Here is a 20,111-nt window from a genome sequence, read left to right as displayed (position 1 = left end):
CACATCTAATTATTTCTTCCGTAAATAACCAAGTATCTCTTTCATCACCGCAGCACGTTGCTCCGGAGTCGTAATCGTTTCAAACGGGAAGCCCAGCGTCACTACCCGATAACCTTTATCACAGGCTACCGCCGCACTTTTGTTGTTGGCAACATAGCGAAGGATAGTTGTTCCGGTGCTATCGGCCGGCTCAATGGCGTCGGGCGACTCCACCCGGTACATATCCGGACAGTATTCCATGTTGAATCCAAACTTGCCGTTGAATACCGGAAGCGGGCTGCCCGTAGTGGCTTTCACCAGCGGCGAAGCGGTAGCATGATCGGTGCGTCCAAAGTAACCGAGGACATTTCGGACGAAACTCTTTTCCTCATCACTGACCCTTCGTGGTCCCGGCATAAACGTGTCGCTGCCTACGTATGCACCACTAATGAACAGCCGGGCCGACGGCGAACTGCAATAGTCGGTCAGCGCTTTCTGCATTTCGGGTGTGAAAAGGGTGTATTTCTCAACGCCACCCGGCTTTTCGGTGGTTTTCTCTTCACCAAAAATCACGTCAACCATTGGATATCCCGTGAGGGAAACAGTTCCGTTTTCCAATGCTTTCCGGCTGCAGGAAACAACGTTGTAGCCTGCTTGCTGAATGGCAACTCCATGACTGTACACATGATCGAAATTATTACCTAACGGCAACATTGCTGTACGGTTCTGATAACTGGCACCGTGTCCCGGTTCATCGTTATCAATCCACGGCATCAGTTGGTTAAAGTTGTATTGCGAACCGATGGTCGAAAGGTCATTGCCCCAGGCCACACCCTCGTCAAGCCATCCGGCGAAACCGGTAAAGTTACCTTGATTGATCACTTCCGGGGCCGAAACGCGATCGAATGCATCGACCACCACCACCGTCGTATCACTTCCATTATTGCAAACCGACAGGATGTTGGAGGGGAAGCTTTCGCCACCTTCATTCACTGCAGTGATTTTGTAGCTATAGATTTTGCCTTTATCCAACGCCGGCGTCTTGTATTCCGGTTGATCGACCAGCACGCCATTGTCCCATCCGCTATCGCCAATCCGGGTATATACCACATACTGTTTCGGCTTGGCCGTCGGCTCCAACGGGTCGTCTACCGGGTGCCACGAAAGTTCTGCTTTACCGCTATCCAGTTTGGCACTGAAAGCATCAACCGGCAACGGCTGCACGATATAGGGAACTTCGTGATAAGTCGCCAGGAATTTCAGCATCGATTTATAAATAGCGCGCGCTACTACAAACCGGAATTCCGGGTCATTTCCTGAAATCATGTCACCCAGGTTTTGGTGCGACAGCAGTTCCAACAATGCTGACGGAATCGTTGCATAGGTAGCTTCGCTGTACCGTTTGTCCCACAATTCGCGCTGCGTCCAGTTCGGTTGTTCTTCCGCCCGAATATCATCCACAATCTGTGTAGATAACATATCGGCAAAATCGCGATTCGTCAACCGGCTGCGACCATCAGGGTACTTTTTATTAAACTCTGCATCACGGGTACTGTAAATGGCCAGCGTTCCCACGATGGTATCCGTTCCCAGGTGATGTCCCGCATCGGTATGGAAAGCCAGACTCAAGTCGATGGGGATATGTTCCCCCTGTACATTTTTCCCTTTCGTAATCCAGGGCTCCATGTATTTTCCGCCATGCAGGTAATTGACCCAACGGGCGCGACTGCGGTAATCGTCCACATAATCGTTCTGTCCTCCGTTGAAACTGTAGGTCAACGAATCCGGGAAACCGCAATACTGCAGATAATAGCGGGCGCCTTCCGTCCAGCGGGGACGACCACTCACTTTCCCGCCACGCGCAACATCTCCCATTCCACCGCCAAAGCGGACAGCGTCTGCCGTAAGGACTTCGCCTTTTACACCATTCGCGAGTAAAGTTACGCTACCTTGTGCCGGGTCCGTTCCTTTCTTAAACTGAAAGGTTCCGAGGTACACCCAGGTACTTCCGCCCATTTGCTGGTCGACGATAAAGTGGGTGGTTCCGCCTGCGTGACGCACTTCGTAATGCGCTTTATCTGAACTATTCGGCAATGTTTTGTAGGAAACATACACGGCATACCTCCCGTCAGCGGGAATATTGGGAGTCCAACTGACTTTGCCTTTCGAACCGGGTTCCAGATTTAAAACTCTGTAATCTCCTTGCTGAAACGGGTTTTGTCCCGCTGAATAAGGCGGTGTCCCTACACCAAATCCAGTCCCTTCGCCGGTTGTAAATGTATTTTGGTAAGCCTCTTCCCGGTAGGAAGAGTCCTGATTATCGATAATAACCTCATGCGGTTGCGTATCACGCTCTCGCGGAAGGTACACATTGGCACCTGCATTTTCGAGCATGGGTACCAGGAATGGTAGTACAAACGAGGTTGGCAGTACATCTTCCACGGTAGTAAACACCGGTGCGCGTTGCCATTCCCAGCGATCCTTTTTGTTATTGTAATACCATCCGTGACTGTTCCACAAAGCAATGTGACGGTGATTCAGTCCCTCAGAAATCCGGTAAGGTCGAGAGATATCCTGTACATGGATGGGTTGATTTAGACTATCTGGCATTAGTCGCAAAGGATCTTTCTCTTCACGGTAGTAATTGGGCACCAGTCGCGAAAGTTGGTAACCTTTCACCACCACTTTCACAGGATGGCGCCGGGCCAATCCTCTCAGCTTATCGTCCAGCTGAGCATAAATATCTTTCACCTGCAATGTGCGCAGGGGTTTGTAACCAAATTCATCTTTGAATTGAATGACGAGGGTATCGCCGCTGAAGAAGAGAGTATCGATTTTCGAGCGCGCCGGTGGAGTGTATTTGAATTCACCTTTGACCGCGTCATCGAGGTAACGGCTGGTACGGCGGTAAGCTCTTTTTACCTTGCCTGGCAGTTTGTGAACTTCCTCTTTGTTATAATTTGATTGTGCCCGGGCGGGTACAACCAACAAAAAAATGAGAATGCTGAACAGAAGACTTTTCATGCGTTGGTAACTTTATTTGTTACAAGCTTCCGGCGATTTCAGCGAGTCGGCAGAAAAACTCAACCGCCGTGAGATAAAGGGAATTGATATGGTTTATTCAAATATCGCAGAAAAAGAGCAATCATAAAAGGCAAGCCCCCTTTTCCACAACCACTTAATTGCTTAAAAAAGCCGGAAGCGGCAGATAGCATAAGCCTGCCTGCCATCCCCCGGCTTTTGTTTCATCTATGAAAAACGTTAAACTATTTTAGTTACCACCGGTCGTATAACCTGAGTTCTGAGGAACATCACCTGATGTAATATCCACCTCAGCCTGCGGTACCGGCCAGTATTCGTGTGCCTCTGTCCAGTTGGGCAAAATGTTGGCACGTCCGGTACGAACCAAATCGGGATACCGGTCGTTTTCCATTGCCAGTTCGAGACGACGCTCCGTGTAAATGGCCTGGAGCAGTGCATCGCCTGATACACTCTTATCAGGAAGATTCACCCGTTCGCGAACCATATTCATTTTAGCGAGCGCTTCGGCGTCATTACCCAAATGCTCTTCAGCTTCAGCGTACATCAGCAGTACTTCAGCATAACGCATCACGCGAGTATTGTTTCCATTGTTACGGATATATGGACTTTTCGCACGGTGCGCCGGATCCACATAAATCTTTTGGTTGTAGAAACCGGTACGGTCGAAAGTGAGCTTCGTTTTTCCGGCAGCCAAATCAGCTTGTGCCTGGTCGATAGCTGCCTGATCGCCACTTTGTTTAGCCTGATCAAGAGCCGTGTACAGATCAGCCAGCTCGTTATGGAATACCTCTGTGGTATCCAACAGTGTTGCCTGCATACGTACGGTATCATTTTCAGCCATGAAGGCATTGTACAGGTTCTTCGTAGGCTGGTTGATACCGTAACCATAAGTTATATTACGAGGAAGCTGGAACAGTGTCTGGAAGTTACCGTTGTTACGATACGCCGAAGTTTCGGTTGGTGAATCGTAGAACTGGATTTCGAAAATCGATTCCATTCCGTTTTCACCATCGAAAGAGAACTGGTGCGCATAGTTGGGATCCAACTGGTATTCGCCGGAATCGATGATTTTTTTCGACCATTTGGCTGCGTCAGCCCAGTTTTTCCGGTAAAGATTCACCTTTGCCAGGAAAGCGTCGGCAGCACCTTTGGTTGCGCGGCCAATATCAGAGGCAGCATATTCGCTTTTCAGCGGAAGATCGGCTTCAGCAGCTTCCAGGTCCGATGCGATAAAATCGTATACATCCGAAACAGAAGAAGGAGCAATCTTCTCATCTGCAGTTTTAATCAGGTGATCCACAATCGGAACTTTTCCGAAAGTAATGACCAGATTCCAGTGATAGTAAGCGCGAAGGAAACGTGCTTCTGCAATCAGTCGTTTCTTCAGGCCGGGCGTAGTGAACAAGTCGTCGTTCATCGCCTCGATTCCTTCGATAGCCTGATTGGATTTGTTAATTCCGCGGTAGCACAACTGCCATTTATAGCGAACCTGGTACATGTCGGCCGTACCATTAAAATCTTTCAATGGCTGGAACCCGCCACTATCACCGTCAGAGCCACTGTAGATGGCGTTATCACTCAATGTTTCGCCGAAAGCCCACTGAAACCAACCGAAACGATAGTCTTTCAGGTCGGAATAGGCAGCCGTAACTGAGTGGATAGCTTTATCCTGGCTGTTGAAGTAAACCTCAGAGGTTTCCTGCCCCAGCTTTTTCTTGTCGAGAAAGTCCGAACAACTCATGACCGACAAGCTAAGGCATCCGATAAGCAATGCCTTTGTATATGTCTTTAATGAAATTTTCATAACAATAAATCCTTATTCAATTAGAATCCCAGTTTTACACCGAATACATAAGTCTGTGCCTGCGGGTAGGTACCAATATCCACACCGCGACTCAGATAATTGTCTGTTGCATTCTGTCCGATTTCCGGATCCGCACCTGAATAGTTGGTAATGGTAACCAGATTCTGACCTGATACATAGAAACGCAACGAAGCGATACCCGCCTTCTGAATCAACGACTTAGGAAGCGTGTATCCCAGCGTGATATTCTTCAGACGCGCATACGAACCATCTTCCACAAACCGGTCGGAAGTACGGTTGGTGTTGTTCTTGTCATTACCGTTCAAACGAGGCATATCCGTGTTGGTATTGCTCGGAGTCCATGAGTTCAGCATATCTGTCGACTTGTTTGTTTCGTCGAAGTTATACAGGTGTGTCTTCATTGCATTGAAGATTTTATTACCCTGTGATCCCTGAACAAATGCGCTAAGATCAAAAGCTCCGTAAGTAACACCCAGGTTGAAACCATAAGTAAATTTCGGAATCGGGCTTCCCAGATAAGTTTTATCCTCATCGTTTACAACACCGTCTCCGTTCACATCGACAAACTTCAGGTCACCGGGTTTCAAATCTTCATTGCTACTTCCCTCCTGAACAGGAGCATTGTTAATTTCCTGCTGTGACTGGAAAACGCCATCGGTTTTATATCCGTAGAAGTATCCGATAGGTTCGCCTTCTTCCGTGCGGGTTGCGTTACCACCATAGTAGTAACCTCCGGCAATTGGCTCACCATTACCCAGACTGAGTACTTCATTCTTCACGGTAGCGATGTTGAAGCCTACATTGTAAGAAAGTTTGTTTGAAATCCGATCGCGATAGCTCACAGAAACCTCAAGACCATTGTTTTTCACCGAACCTACGTTAGAAGTTGGTCCGCTTTCGTAACCATAGTAGTAAGGAATCGGCACGCTAACGAGCATGTCCTTGGTTTTCTTGTTGTACCAATCAATGGTTGTCTGCAAACGGTCGTCGAAGAATGAAGCATCAACACCGAAGTTCAATGATTCAACCGTCTCCCATTTGATAGACTGATCAACCATTCCGGTCACTACATAACCCTGATCGATAGTTGGAGTCGTTCCGAAGAGGTAGCGGTACTGCGAGTTACCGTTCATCGTCTCCTGATAAGGATAGCTTCCGATATTCTGGTTACCAATTTGTCCCCAACCGGCACGCAGTTTCAGGTTGGTCAACCAGGTTGCATTCTCCAGGAAAGACTCTTTTGAGATTTTCCATCCAAGTGCTACAGACGGGAAATATCCCCAACGATTTTCTTTCGGGAATTTAGAAGAAGCATCAGCACGGAAGTTAACCGTTGCCAAATACTTGTTGTCATACGAATAGTTGATACGTCCGAGGAAAGACATCATAGAAACAGAAGACTCACTACTGGTTGCTAAATCCCCATCGGCTGCAGCATCGAGGTACCACATGGAAGGATCTTCGTTCGGGATGTTGTTTTTCGACGCCGAAAACCATTCGTAGTTTCCTTCTTCCATAGTGTAACCAGCCAATGCTGACAGGCTGTGTTTTCCAAACGTACCATCGTAGTTCAGAGTGTTTTCCCATGACCAGTAATCACCGCGGGCATATTTACGATATACGTTGTTCACCAGATTCTGCTGGTTAATGTTGACGGAATAAACCGGAGTGAAGTTGTAGTAATCAGTCCGATAGCTACTCTGACCAAAACTGGTTTTTGCCTTCAGTCCCTTAGCCAGTTCCAACTCACCAAAAATATTTCCTACCAGCTGCAGTTTTTCTGAATGATTGTTATCATACTGAATCGCTGCTACCGGGTTCGGATAGTCGGTAAACTTGGAATAATCATATACATGATTGGCTTTGTCCTTCCATACCGGAATTACCGGCTCAATTTTAATCGCTGTGTTAATTACTCCTACGTGATAGTTCTCCTCGCTGATGGAGTATTTCTTACTGTGCTCGATATTCAGGTTTGTACCGATTTTAAATCGCTTTGAAACCTGGTAACCGACATTCAATTTACCGGTCGTACGTTCGAAGCTACTTCCTTCAACGGTACCTTCCTGATTCAGGTGACCGATGCTCAGCGCGTAAGTCATTGCCTTACTACCTCCGGTTACACCGAAATTGTAGTTCTGCATGGGAGCCACACGTGTAATGGCATTGAACCAATCCGTGTTCTGGTTTTTGTCGACCAGTGAAAGATCGATAGGGCTGGTACGTGTCTTGTTCAGTTCTTCCTGAATCTGGTACCATTGCGGCCCGGTAGTTGTTTTCCAGTTGTTGATCACTTTCTGTACACCGTAGTAAACATCGAGATTTACACTGGCTTTAGAATTCAACTTACCTTTTTTCGTGGTAATCAGAACCACACCGTTAGCACCCCGTGAACCATAAATAGCCGAAGCAGAAGCATCTTTCAAAATTTCTACCGAAGCAATGTCATTCGGGTTCAAAAAGTTGATGCTACTAACTGGAAGGCCGTCGACCACATATAAAGGATCGGCGTCGTTAATGGTTCCGATACCGCGAACGCGGACAGAAATGGAACCACCGGGAGCTCCGGAATTGGAGGTAATTTGAACGCCGGCTACGCGTCCCTGGAGAGCCTGGTCAACTGAAGAAACCGGCTGGCCTTTAAGGTCATCAGCACTCACCGAAGCCACAGCCCCGGTAATGTCACTCTTTTTCTGGGTACCATAACCGACGACCACAACTTCGTCGAGTGATTTGGTATCCTCTTTCAGTTGAACGTTAATCACACTGTTGGAGGCAGGAATTTCCTGAGGAATATATCCCAGGAACGAGAATTTCAGTACATCCGATGCTTTCGCGTCCAACTGATACTTACCATCAAAGTCGGTGATGGTACCATTAGTGGTGCCCTTGACGACAATGTTTACACCGGGAAGCGGCGCACCGCTTTGGTCAGTGACCATCCCGGTTACAGTCCTCTTTTGGGCAACCGATGAGAAGGCAACCATCATGGCTGCCACAAGCAATAGAAAACGTCTCATGGTACTAGTAGTTTAGATTTTAAAATTTAACCTTGGGGTATATTTCTCCCTCCGTCCTTTCATGAAAAGGCATATAGTTTACCCTTTCCGGAGGATTATACCCTTCGGACTGATTAAAAATGAGAACTCAAAAAACTTTCAAACTATAAGTCAAAATATAACCTAGCTATTTACGGTATTCGTCGAGCGCTTTCTTCACAGAACCGTGTATGAGCAAGAGATTCCTGGCTTTATCCTGTTCCAGTCCTAACTCTTCCATAATCATTCGGGTTCCACGCTCTATCAGTTTTTTATTGGTTAATTGCATATTAACCATCTTGTTACCTTTCACTTTTCCCAGCTGAATCATCAGCGTGGTTGTGATCATATTCAGAATTAATTTTTGTGCTGTACCGGATTTCATGCGGGTGCTTCCGGTTACGAACTCAGGGCCAACAACGGCTTCAATCGCAATATCGGCATGCTTAGCCATCTCGCTGTCGGGATTACTGGTTACGCAAGCAGTAAGAATATTGTTTTCGCGCGCTTTTTTCAAAGCACCTACTACATAAGGTGTTCTTCCGGAGGCGGCGATACCTACAATGGTATCCATTTCGGTGAGATGATATTTTTGCAAATCCTCCCATCCCATTGCCTCGTTGTCTTCGGCTGATTCCACAGCTTTGCGAATGGCTGTGTCACCTCCGGCAATCAAACCGATAACCAAATCATATCCAACTCCGTAAGTTGGGGGGATTTCCGACGCATCGAGAATACCCAACCGTCCACTGGTTCCGGCTCCGACATAAAACAATCGGCCGCCTTTCTTCATTCGCGGAGCAACCGCCGTTACTAACGCTTCGATTTGTGGAATGGTTTTCTGTACAGCCGGGAGAACCTTGCGATCCTCTTCATGAATTGACTCCAGCAACTCACGCACACTCTTCTTTTCAAGATCGTTATAAAGCGATTCAGATTCCGTTATACTCATTTTCGTTTTTTTCAATCCCGGAATTAAGCCAGGTAAAGCAAATTTTTAACTATGATAATCAACCAATGCCTCAATCGGATCGCGCACAATGCGCCCTGGATTAAGGCCCTCTTCTTTTAAAACTTTTTCCAGCTGCTCGGAGAAATACCAGGCAACCGAACCGGCAAAATTCACCGGCAAATTCTTGTAGTTAGGATAATGCACCACGTTTCGCTGAACAAATTCACGAAAACTCTCCTCTACAAGATGACTGCAATAAGGTTCTGTAATATTTTCACTCAAAAAACGGGTAAACTGAGCGAGAAAACGGTTTGGATAGGGTTTTCGATAGACCCGATCCATAATCTCCGGAGCTGAAAGATGATACATTGTTTCGAACTTCTCCCTAAGATAGCCCGGCATCATCTCCTTCAAATAGTCGGCAACTACTTTCCGTCCAATCACTCCGCCGCTTCCTTCGTCTCCCAGAATCAATCCCAGGGGAGAAACATTCAGCTTCACTTCTTCTCCATCATAGTAACACGAGTTCGAGCCTGTTCCCAAGATGCAGGCAATCCCCGATTCATGTCCGCAGACAGCGTGAGCCGCGCCAACCAAATCGCTGGCAACTTCGATAGTTGAACCGGGAAAAACTTCGCGTAATGCGTTGCTTACAATGGCACATTTTTCCTCATTTGCACATCCTGCGCCATAAAAAAACACTTCATTCACCCGTCCTTTTATATATGGGAGCAAACTTTCCTTTAATGTGGCGACCATTTCTGCCGACTCCTGATAAAAAGGATTCAATCCCTCGGTTTCAACCGATTGAACTCCTCCTTCTGCGTCAATCAGGCGCCAGGCTGTTTTTGTCGATCCACTGTCTGCAATCATTTTCATGCACCAAATATATAATAAAAAAATAATACATTAAGACATATTATATAACATGTATTACCAATCTTGCATCAATCATCAATTGATTATATTTTTGAAACTCATTTAAATTTAAGAAAGAAACCATGGACTTAAGCAAGAAACTTCAATCACCCGACAGTCTTTTTGCAGACGAAAATCTATTTCCCGCTGAAAATCCAACAGAGAGAGAACTTCTGACCAAATATGAGAATGCCCCGGCATATATTTACAAAGAAGCAACAGACGCTTCTGTCGCTGTGGCGAAAGAAATTGCAACCCTCATTAAGGAAAAACAAGCTGAAAATAAACAATGTATTTTAGGACTGGCCACAGGCTCGACACCGCTTGGCGTATATAAAGAGCTGGTCAGGATGCACAAAGAAGAGGGACTCAGCTTTCAGAATGTCGTTTCGTTCAATCTGGACGAATACTTCCCGATGGACCCGTCTTCGAGCCACAGCTACCACCACTTCATGCACAAAAACCTGTTCGACCATATCGATATCCTACCGGAAAACATTCACATCCCGGCAGGAAACATTCCACTCGACCAGGTACACGATTTCTGCTTGAAATACGAAGAAAAGATTAAGAATGCCGGCGGCATCGATATACAGTTATTAGGAATTGGACGCACTGGTCACATCGGATTCAATGAGCCGGGAGCCCGCTCCAATTCACGCACGCGCATCATTGTACTGGATACACTGACACGCCGCGATGCAGCTAACTCGTTCAACGGCATCCGGAATGTGCCACAACGGGCCATAACCATGGGCGTAGGCACAATTATGAATGCGAAGAAAGTTATTCTGGTTGCGCTGGGAGAAAATAAGGCTTCTATTATTAAAAAGGCGGTAGAAGGAAACGTGACACCATTGTTACCGGCTTCTTTCCTGCAAAATCATCCCGAAGCGAAATTCATTCTCGATTCCAGCGCGGCAAGCGAACTTATCCGGGTAAAAACTCCGTGGTTAGTAGGTTCGTGCGACTGGAACGACGAACGCCTGGTCCGCAAAGCTGTGGTATGGTTATGCCAGAAAACGGAAAAGCCCATTCTGAAGTTGACTGATAAAGATTACAACGATAATGGTTTAAGTGATTTGATTGTCATTTTCGGCTCAGCCTACGGACTAAATATTAAAGTTTTCAACGACCTGCAGTCGACCATTACCGGTTGGCCCGGAGGAAAACCCAACGCTGACGATTCGCGCCGGCCCGAAAGAGCCGAACCTGCTCAAAAACGCGTAGTGGTTTTCAGTCCGCACCCCGACGATGACGTAATTTCCATGGGAGGAACACTGATTCGTCTGGCCGACCAGGGACACGATGTGCATGTCGCTTACCAGGTTTCAGGTAATGTGGCTGTTTCCGATGAATATGCCACCCGGTTCATCTCGTTCCATAACTCTTTCTCCAACTACATCGACGAAGGCAACGAAAAACAAAAAGCGATGTACGATAAGCTCGTTGCTCACATTAATGAAAAAGAAGAGGGAGATATTGATTTACCCGAACTTCGGAAACTGAAAAGTCTTATACGGCGAATGGAAGCGAAAGCCGCCTGTCGTTATTCAGGGGTACGAAGCAAAAACGTTCACTTCCTCGACCTTCCGTTTTACGAAACCGGGAAAGCCCAGAAAGCACCTATCGGGGAAAAGGATGTACGCATTGTGATGGATTACCTCAACGAAATCAAACCTCATCAGATATTTGCAGCCGGCGACCTGTCGGACCCGCACGGAACGCACCGGGTTTGTCTCGATGCTATCCTGATTGCCCTGGAGCAGTTAAAAGACGAAGATTGGATGCAGGAATGCTGGATCTGGTTGTACCGCGGTGCCTGGGCTGAGTGGGATATCGACCAGATTGAAATGGCTGTACCTATCAGCCCGCAGGAATTGCTCAAAAAGCGGGAAGCGATTTTCCGTCACCAGTCGCAAAAAGAAGGCGCGATGTTCATGGGAAATGACGACCGCGAATTCTGGCAACGTGCCGAAGACCGGAATCACGCCACAGCCGAACTATACAATCAGTTGGGAATGGCCGAATACGAAGCCATCGAAGCTTTCGTTCGCTACTATCCGTGATTTCAGCGGTTCGACCGGGCAGTTACGGGGTAAGTTGATTAATTTGCATAACGAAACAATAACCAACCATGGGAAAAACCAAACGATTAGTTGCTCTGGATGTTTTGCGCGGGTTTACCGTCGCTCTGATGATTACCGTTAATAATCCGGGAAGCTGGAGTCACATCTATGCCCCGCTTGAACATTCCAAGTGGAATGGCTGTACCCCGACCGACCTGGTCTTTCCGTTCTTCCTATTTGCGGTAGGAACGGCCATGTGGTTTGCTTTCAAAAAGTTCAATCACAACCTGAGCGGAGACGCGACAAAGAAAGTGCTGAAACGGACGGTGCTGATATTTCTGATTGGATTGGGCCTAAATGCCTTCCCAATCTTCGGCATCGACTATAGTCACCTGCGAATTATGGGCGTACTGCAACGCATTGCGCTGGCCTATGGTATCGCCTCATTCATTGCCCTTGCCGGGAAGCGAACCGGTGTTTGGATAGCACTTCCTATTCTGCTACTTGGTTATTGGGGCTTGCTGATGTTGGTCGGTGACGGAGCGCTATCGTTGCAGGGCAACATTGCTCGAACCGTGGATTTGACCATTTTCGGTGCTAACCACATTTATCATGGCTACGGCATCCCATTCGATCCGGAAGGCTTACTCAGTACCATTCCGGCCATCGCCACAGTGCTGATTGGTTACCTGGTGGGCAGGCAGGTTGATGTAAGAGCCGACAAATCGCGCGCTGTCAAAGATTTGATTCTGGCTGGTGCAGCGATGACATTGGCTGGCGTAAGTTGGAGTTTCGTTTTTCCGCTAAACAAGCCCATCTGGAGTAGTTCGTATGTACTGTACTCCGCCGGGTTGGCAACCATTCTGCTTGCCTTCTTCATTTGGATCATCGATATTCGCGGATACAAGAAATGGTCGAAGCCGGCACTCGTTTTCGGTATGAACCCGCTATTTATTTTTGTCCTTTCGGGAATAGTCGGGCGATTGTTGTACATGATCAAATTTTCCGCCGGAGGCGAAACGGTTACGCTCAAAGAATGGATTTACGAGCACCTGTTTGCCTCGTGGGCCGGCAACCTGAATGGTTCGCTGCTTTTCGCGTTAACGCTGATTTTCTTATACTGGATACTGGCCGACGTACTGTATCACAAAAAAATATTCATCAAAATCTGACCTGTCAAATGAAACCTTGTCGACACGCATTTATTCTGTTTATCGCTGTTCTCCTGTCTATCCCGGCTTTTGCCGGAAATAGGAACCCGGAAACACCGGTACCACCCAAAAGAGAATTCCGGGGCGTTTGGGTTGCCACAGTCGCTAACATCGACTGGCCCTCCAAACCGGGCCTTCCTGTTGCTAAACAAAAACAGGAAATCATCGATCTGCTGAACATGAACAAAAGGAACGGCATGAACGCCGTCATCGTCCAAATCCGGCCGTCGGCTGATGCCTTTTATCCTTCGGAATTAGAGCCATGGTCGAAGTACCTGGAAGGAAAACAGGGCGTAGCGCCGAAGCCTTTTTATGACCCGCTGGCCTTTTTCATCAAAGAGGCACACAAACGCGGGATGGAATTTCATGCGTGGCTGAACCCCTACCGGGTGAAGAACGACACGCTCGATACGCTGGCCGCATCCAACATCGTTAACCAACATCCGGACTGGGCGTGGAACTACGGCAAGAAGATGTATTTCGATCCGGGAAATCCACATGTTCGTGATTTTGTGACGGCAGTCGTTCGCGACATTGTGAAACGATACGATGTAGATGCGATTCATTTCGACGACTATTTCTATCCGTACCGCGTGGCGAACCAGGAATTTCCCGATTCGACTACTTTCAAAAAATATCCGCGTGGATTTGCCCCGGACCAGATTGATGACTGGCGGCGCGACAATGTTGATTTGATTATTCAGCAGCTGAGCAAAGCCATTAAAGAGGTGAAGCCGTGGGTAAAATTCGGCATCAGTCCGTTTGGCGTGTGGCGAAACAAAAAAGACGACCCGGATGGTTCGAACACCAACGCGGGCACGACCAACTACGACGGTTTGTACGCCGATATTATCAAATGGCAGCGTGAGGGCTGGATTGATTACACCCTTCCCCAACTCTACTGGCGCATTGGTCACCCGTTAGTCGATTTTGATGAGCTGGCGCATTGGTGGGCACGTCATACCTATGGTCGCAGTATGTACATCGGCCAAGCAGTTTACCGGCTCGATAAACACTCGAAAATTCCGGATTGGCGGACACCTGCTGAACTGACCGACCAGATTAAAATGATTCGCTCCATTCCCGGACTGGAAGGAAGCGCCTGGTTTAGTTCCAAACATTTTGCGCGTCATCTCGAAGGGTTTCAAAAAGAATTAAGGGATGAATATTACCGTACTCCGGCAATTGTTCCCACTATGCCCTGGATTGACGATAAAGCGCCCGATGCACCTTCGAATCTGCAGGTAGAAAAAGTAAAACATGGCCGCGAAATTACCTGGCAAGCACCACAAACCGACGATGAGATGAATAAAGCCCGCTTTTTCGCGGTGTACCGTTGCGGGAAAAATGACAGCATCGATGTCAGCGACCCGGAATATTTGATCGATGTGACCGGTGAAGACGGTTACTTTGTGAAACGTCGCTTTCTGCACATTTTCCGCAAGAAATATTTTTACAAGGTTACCACACTCGACCGCCTCAACAACGAAAGCGTCCCGAGTGACCGAATGATGTTCAAACAATAATTCAGAAATTTTTAAATCAAAGCATAAAAATGAAAACCGATATTTTTCTCGCGTATAGCGGAGAAGAGGCAACAAAAAAATCAGTGGCCGAACTGAAAGAAGCCACCAATGTGAATACCATTTACGTGCTCGCTCCCGAAGGCGCAGTCATTCCGGAAGGAACCGAAGTCATTACCGTGAAAAGCATTCAGGGAACAGAGGCCATGAAAGCCATTGCCGGCAAAGCCGAAGCTGAATTTACCCTGCTTTCGCTGAAAGATACCGAGCTCGAAATGGGCCAGTTTGGATTGGAGCGTCTGACACAGGCAGCCACGTTCACCAATGCAGCGATGGTTTACGCCGATTATTACGAAATCAAAAACGAAACGCGTTCGGTGCATCCAACCATTGATTACCAGGCAGGCTCTTTGCGCGACGATTTCAACTTCGGGCCGGTGCAGCTTATCCGCACTGCCGACCTGAAAGAATGGTCTGCCTGGGAAACTACCAGCTACGATGCTGCTGGCTTCTATTCACTACGTTTGTACGTTTCCCGGAAGGGAGAATTTATCCGCGTACCGGAACCACTTTTCACGATGGTGGAATCGGATACCCGGAAATCAGGAGAGAAGCAGTTCGACTACGTAAGCGGAGCTGCCCGTGCCACCCAGATTGAGATGGAAAAAGCGTGTACCGTTCACCTGAAAGAGATTGGCGCTTACCTGAAACCTGAATTCAAAGCCGTTGATTTTGAAGAAGGCTTCCCGGTAGAAGCATCTGTTATCATTCCGGTGTTCAACCGCGTAAAAACCATCCGCGACGCAGTGGACTCAGTGTTGAAACAGAAAACGAATTTCCCGTTCAACCTGATCGTAGTGGACAACTACTCTACCGATGGTACAACCGAAATACTGAACGATTTCGCGGGAAGCGATAAACTCATCCACGTGATTCCGGATAAAAAAGGATTAGGAATCGGCGGTTGCTGGAATGTGGGAATTTTCCACCAGCAGTGTGGCCGTTTCGCCGTACAGCTCGATAGCGATGACATGTACAGCGACGAAAATACACTGCAAACCATCGTCGATAAATTCCATGCTGATAAATGTGCCATGGTGATTGGCTCGTACCAGATGACCAACTTCAAGCTGGAAGAAATTCCCCCGGGCATCATCGATCACAAGGAATGGACCGACGATAACGGCCCGAACAACGCATTACGCATTAACGGACTGGGTGCACCGCGTGCCTTCTACACTCCGGTACTGCGCGACCTGCGGGTTCCGAACTCCAGTTATGGCGAAGACTACGCATTGGGAATTGCCATTTCGCGTGAATACAAAATTGGCCGAATCTTTACGCCGGTGTACCTGTGCCGTCGCTGGGACGACAACTCGGATGCCTCGCTTGATGTAAACAAAATGAACATTCACAACAGCTATAAGGATCGTCTGCGGACACTGGAACTGAAAGCACGAATTCTGAAAAACCAAAACGAACGATGAGCAATTCGGTACACCTGGATGACATAATTATTTCAAAGCGTGCGCTCAATCTGTCGGAAGACAGTTCACTGGATCAAATGGCCGACGCCCTGCAAAAACAACAGCAGGGCGTTTGGCCGCTTTACGCCGACAATGCCAAAGGGCTGGAGCAAGTGCAAGTGAAGACTTTTCACTACGCCCAATGCGATGTGAAAGTGCAGTTCAATCCTGCACGTATCAAATCATCAGCAGCCAAAGTCGACAGCAAAAGCATCAGTGAGCGCAAGTGCTTTCTTTGTACCGACGCTCTTCCGCCGCAACAAAAAGGAATCCCGTTCAACGACGAATACCTGATTCTGGTTAATCCGTATCCCATTTTTCCGCGTCACCTCACGATTCCCAGGTTGGAACATGTCCCGCAGCTCATCGAGCCCTATTTTCGGGATATGCTGGAGCTGAGCCGCGCGCTCGAAACTTACACGGTATTTTACAACGGACCGAAATGCGGTGCATCGGCTCCCGACCACATGCATTTTCAGGCGGGGAACAAGGGATTCCTTCCGGTGGAAACGGAATGCAGTAAGCTAAAGGCGACCACCAACCGGAAGTTATTCAGCAACGACCACCTCGAAATTTTCGCGGTAAGCGATTACCTGCGTAAATTCATCGCCATTGAATCGGGCGATATTACGTTGCTGCATACCGCATTTGGATGGCTTCACGAACTGCTGGAACAGCGCCAGCAAGAGCCGGAGCCCATGCTCAATATCCTTTCGGGATACGAAAACGGGAAATGGCGTGTGTTGGTTTTTCCACGTGACAGGCATCGTCCGGATCAGTATTTTGCCGAAGGAGATGAGAATATACTACTCAGCCCGGCATCGGTCGATTTCGGAGGCGTTTGTATCACGCCGCAGGAAAAGGATTTCAATAAAATTAAAGCCGCTGACCTGGCGGATATCTTTGCCCAGGTTTCGGTGAACGACAGCTACTTCGACGAGCTCTGTGCCGCTTACGCGAAACGCATGGCAGAGTGAGGAAAAGAGAGCCCGAGAAGATGTGAGGGGGAGAAAAGGATACAGCCCCACTCCCAACCTCTCCCCATCTGGGGAGAGGAGTTAGGCCAGAGCTGCCAGTATGGGCAGATGCTTTAAAGAGCCGAAGCTACTAGCTGTGACGGCCTGAAGTCCCCGGGTGGGGTTCCCGGAAATCGGAATAGGAGGCAGAAAGAAGTTGATAAATGAAAAGCTTTTTTGAAATATTATGCACCTCTAAAATGGACGCTTTTCTAAAAGCCCCACTCCCAACCTCTCCCCAGATGGGGAGAGGAGTTAAGCCGGAGTAACTGGTATGGAAAGAGGTTTTAAAGAGCGAAATTTACCAATTGCGACGGCCTGAAGTCCCCCGGGTGGGGGATTAGGGGGCAAAAAAAGTTGAAGATATGGTAAGATTATCTGATTCACGTGAGTATGAATTTTATTACGGTGCATCACCGCAAATAAAGGCCAGGGCTGCGGAGTTACGAAAAGAGATGACGGACGCAGAGAAAATGCTTTGGCAGCATTTACGGAATCGGAAAATGAAAGGCTTAAAGTTTCGGAGGCAGCATCCGGTCCATATTTTCATACTCGATTTCTATTGTCACGAACGAAAGCTGGCCATAGAAGTCGATGGAGGAGTTCATAAAGCTACCGAACAAAAGGAACGGGATGAAAACCGGACTTACGAGCTTGAACACATAGGTATCTCCGTCCTTCGGTTTACGAATGAAGAAGTTGAAAAACATATCAACGAAGTATTGAAGAGAATCGAGGAAGCCGTGAGTTAAGCCCCACTCCCAGCCTCTCCCCAGATGGGGAGAGGAGTTAAGCCGGAGCTGCCAGTATGGGCAGATGCTCTAAAGAGCCGAAGTTACTAGCTGTGACGGCCTGAAGTCCCCCGGGTGGGGTTCCGGGAAATCGGAATCGGAGGCAAATAGGGTTTATAAAAAAAGTATTTTTAATCATAGTGCAGCATTAATTTGAACGATTGTCTGATAGCCCCACTCCCAACCTCTCCCCAGCTGGGGAGAGGAGTTAAGCCGGAGCTGCCAGTATGGGCAGATGCTCTAAAGAGCCGAAGTTACTAGCTGTGACGGCCTGAAGTCCCCCGGGTGGGGGATTAGGGGGCAAATAGAAAGTGAATAGCACTAGTTGGAAAAACCCCGGGGGTAGTTGGAAACAGTTCTGCCGGTGTTGGAACTACTTCCGCAGCGGTTGGAACAACTCCGCAAGTGGTTGGAACAACTAATCGGGGCGTTGGAACTACCCGTCCACTCGTTGGAACATCACGGCGAGCGGTTGGAAGAACTCCGGCGGTAGTTGGAAACAGTTCTGCCGGTGTTGGAACTACTTCTGCGATGGTTGGAACATGTCGCTCATTGGTTGGAACAACTAATCGGGGCGTTGGAACTACCCGTCCACTCGTTGGAACATCACGGCGAGTAGTTGGAAGTACTCCGGCGGTAGTTGGAAACAGTTCTGCCGGTGTTGGAACTACCCGTCCACTCGTTGGAACTACTTCCGCAGTAGTTGGAAGTACTTCGGCGGGAGTTGGAAACGGTTCTGCCGGTGTTGGAACTACTTCCGGGACAGCGGAACGGTCACGGCGAGGGTCGGAATACACATGACCAGTAATGGAGAAATGATTAATAATTGATTGAACATATAACAGCATAAACCAGGCATCATGAAATACAACAACGGCAACGAACCCGATATCCGCGTGGGTATCATGGCGGAGAAAACTATCGCAATCGAACTCGAAGGAGTTTACCAATGCGGGAGCAAAGAAGTAACCGGCAACGGCTCGGCTTTCTTTTCCGGTAACGAAATCCATGTGAAATTCGACTCAGGGATCTCCTTCGAAGGCGAAAAGCTGATATTCCAACCGACCGATCGGGAGGCCTGCAGTTTGCTACTTCACGACGTGACCATTGGTATCAACTTCCACTGGGAGCGCAAGGAAGACCAGAAATTCCGGGGAGGTCTGGAGCTCATCCGCGAAGACGAAAACATCCGGGCCATCAACCTGGTGCCGGTAGAGCAATACCTGGTGAGTGTCATCTCTTCGGAAATGAGCGCCACCAGCAGCATGGACCTGTTGAAAGCCCACGCTGTGATTTCGCGCAGCTGGTTACTCGCGCAGGTCGATAAGCATGAATCACTGCAAAGTGAAAAAGAAAAATATGTGACCACGCTTGAAACCGCCGATGAACTGATCAGATGGTATGACCGCGAAGATCACACCGATTTCGATGTGTGTGCCGACGATCATTGTCAGCGCTACCAGGGAATCACCCGGGTGGTATCGGAGAATGCCGCTACCGCTATCCGCGAGACCTTTGGCGAGGCGCTTACCTCCAATGAACACATTGCCGACGCGCGTTTCTCGAAGTCGTGCGGAGGTATTTCCGAATCATTCGAAAATTGCTGGGAGCCGGTGCATCACCCGTACCTGGTGAAGATTATCGACAACCCGGAAGCGCCCGAAGGTTTTAATCTTGACCTGACGGCAGAAGAAAATGCCGACCGCTGGATTCGTTCCAATCCGCCGGCCTTTTGCAACACGACCGATGCCAAAGTTTTGAGCCAGGTGCTGAACAACTACGACCAGGAAACTACCGATTTCTATCGATGGAAAGTAGAGTACAGCCAGGAAGAAATCAGTGCGCTCATTAAAAAACGCACAGGCATCGACTTTGGCAACATCAAGGCATTGGTACCGGTAGAACGGGGCGATTCAGCCCGTCTCATCAAGCTACGCATCGAGGGAACGAAGAAAACACTGACCATTGGTAAGGAGCTGGAAATTCGGAAAGCGCTGTCTACTTCGCATCTTTACAGCTCGGCCTTTGTAGTCGACACCGAAGGAGAAGAGAACGGCCTTCCGGCGAAATTCATCCTGACCGGAGCCGGCTGGGGGCACGGCGTTGGTCTGTGCCAAATTGGTGCCGCTGTGATGGGCGAAAAGGGATATTCCTACCGGGAAATCCTGGCGCACTATTTCAAAGACGCATTGCTCGAAAAAGTCTATTCGTAAACCAAAAC

The 20,111-nt window shown here is 48.3% G+C and carries 14 protein-coding genes; 9 read left to right on the top strand and 5 right to left on the bottom strand.

From position 1 onward, the window contains the following. Positions 1 to 9: 9 nt before the first annotated feature. The 5 genes from GJU87_RS20390 to GJU87_RS20370 form a co-directional block, all read right to left on the bottom strand. The gene (locus GJU87_RS20390) at positions 10 to 3,003 is read right to left on the bottom strand and encodes a xanthan lyase (RefSeq protein ID WP_153641155.1); all 2,994 of its coding nucleotides are present in this window, start codon (positions 3,001 to 3,003) and stop codon (positions 10 to 12) included. A 247-nt stretch (positions 3,004 to 3,250) separates the two neighbouring features. Beyond that, a complete protein-coding gene (locus GJU87_RS20385) occupies positions 3,251 to 4,825 on the bottom strand; it encodes a RagB/SusD family nutrient uptake outer membrane protein (protein ID WP_153641154.1) in 1,575 nt (524 codons plus the stop codon). Positions 4,826 to 4,845: 20 nt separating this feature from the next. Next, positions 4,846 to 7,866 carry a TonB-dependent receptor gene (locus GJU87_RS20380; RefSeq protein WP_153641153.1) on the bottom strand — a complete coding sequence of 1,007 codons (3,021 nt, stop codon included), beginning with the start codon at positions 7,864 to 7,866 and terminating at the stop codon, positions 4,846 to 4,848. A gap of 166 nt (positions 7,867 to 8,032) precedes the next feature. Then, positions 8,033 to 8,836 (bottom strand): N-acetylmuramic acid 6-phosphate etherase, encoded by an 804-nt coding sequence (gene murQ / locus GJU87_RS20375; protein WP_153641152.1) that lies wholly within the window; start codon positions 8,834 to 8,836, stop codon positions 8,033 to 8,035. A gap of 45 nt (positions 8,837 to 8,881) precedes the next feature. Next, positions 8,882 to 9,715, bottom strand: coding sequence for a hypothetical protein (locus GJU87_RS20370; protein WP_153641151.1), 834 nt, complete (start codon positions 9,713 to 9,715; stop codon positions 8,882 to 8,884). Between the two features lie 122 nt (positions 9,716 to 9,837). Between GJU87_RS20370 and nagB the strand changes: the two genes are divergently transcribed. The 9 genes from nagB to GJU87_RS20325 all read left to right on the top strand — a co-directional run bounded on the left by nagB (position 9,838) and on the right by GJU87_RS20325 (position 20,103). Beyond that, positions 9,838 to 11,823 (top strand): glucosamine-6-phosphate deaminase, encoded by a 1,986-nt coding sequence (gene nagB / locus GJU87_RS20365; protein WP_153641150.1) that lies wholly within the window; start codon positions 9,838 to 9,840, stop codon positions 11,821 to 11,823. Between the two features lie 68 nt (positions 11,824 to 11,891). Beyond that, positions 11,892 to 12,995: an acyltransferase family protein gene (locus GJU87_RS20360; protein ID WP_153641149.1), complete on the top strand. Its 1,104-nt coding sequence runs from the start codon at positions 11,892 to 11,894 to the stop codon at positions 12,993 to 12,995. A gap of 8 nt (positions 12,996 to 13,003) precedes the next feature. Further along, a complete protein-coding gene (locus tag GJU87_RS20355) occupies positions 13,004 to 14,560 on the top strand; it encodes a glycoside hydrolase family 10 protein (RefSeq protein WP_153641148.1) in 1,557 nt (518 codons plus the stop codon). Positions 14,561 to 14,589: 29 nt separating this feature from the next. After that, a complete protein-coding gene (locus GJU87_RS20350; RefSeq protein ID WP_153641147.1) occupies positions 14,590 to 16,044 on the top strand; it encodes a glycosyltransferase family A protein in 1,455 nt (484 codons plus the stop codon). Next, the gene (locus GJU87_RS20345; protein ID WP_153641146.1) at positions 16,041 to 17,060 is read left to right on the top strand and encodes a DUF4922 domain-containing protein; all 1,020 of its coding nucleotides are present in this window, start codon (positions 16,041 to 16,043) and stop codon (positions 17,058 to 17,060) included. The genes GJU87_RS20350 and GJU87_RS20345 overlap by 4 nt, the downstream gene beginning before the upstream one ends. Before the next feature lie 404 nt (positions 17,061 to 17,464). After that, positions 17,465 to 17,851, top strand: a complete 387-nt coding sequence (locus GJU87_RS20340) for an endonuclease domain-containing protein (protein WP_153641145.1) — start codon at positions 17,465 to 17,467, stop codon at positions 17,849 to 17,851. A 385-nt stretch (positions 17,852 to 18,236) separates the two neighbouring features. Beyond that, positions 18,237 to 18,383, top strand: a complete 147-nt coding sequence (locus GJU87_RS20335; RefSeq protein WP_153641144.1) for a hypothetical protein — start codon at positions 18,237 to 18,239, stop codon at positions 18,381 to 18,383. A 38-nt stretch (positions 18,384 to 18,421) separates the two neighbouring features. After that, positions 18,422 to 18,691: a hypothetical protein gene (locus tag GJU87_RS20330; protein ID WP_153641143.1), complete on the top strand. Its 270-nt coding sequence runs from the start codon at positions 18,422 to 18,424 to the stop codon at positions 18,689 to 18,691. A gap of 59 nt (positions 18,692 to 18,750) precedes the next feature. Next, complete coding sequence (locus GJU87_RS20325) at positions 18,751 to 20,103, top strand: SpoIID/LytB domain-containing protein (protein ID WP_153641142.1); 1,353 nt, start codon at positions 18,751 to 18,753, stop codon at positions 20,101 to 20,103. Positions 20,104 to 20,111: the final 8 nt, after the last annotated feature.

Source organism: Prolixibacter sp. NT017, from assembly GCF_009617875.1.
GTDB lineage: Bacteria > Bacteroidota > Bacteroidia > Bacteroidales > Prolixibacteraceae > Prolixibacter.
The sequence above is the reverse complement of the archived record's forward strand: the minus strand, read 5'-3'. Positions and strand labels throughout refer to the sequence as shown.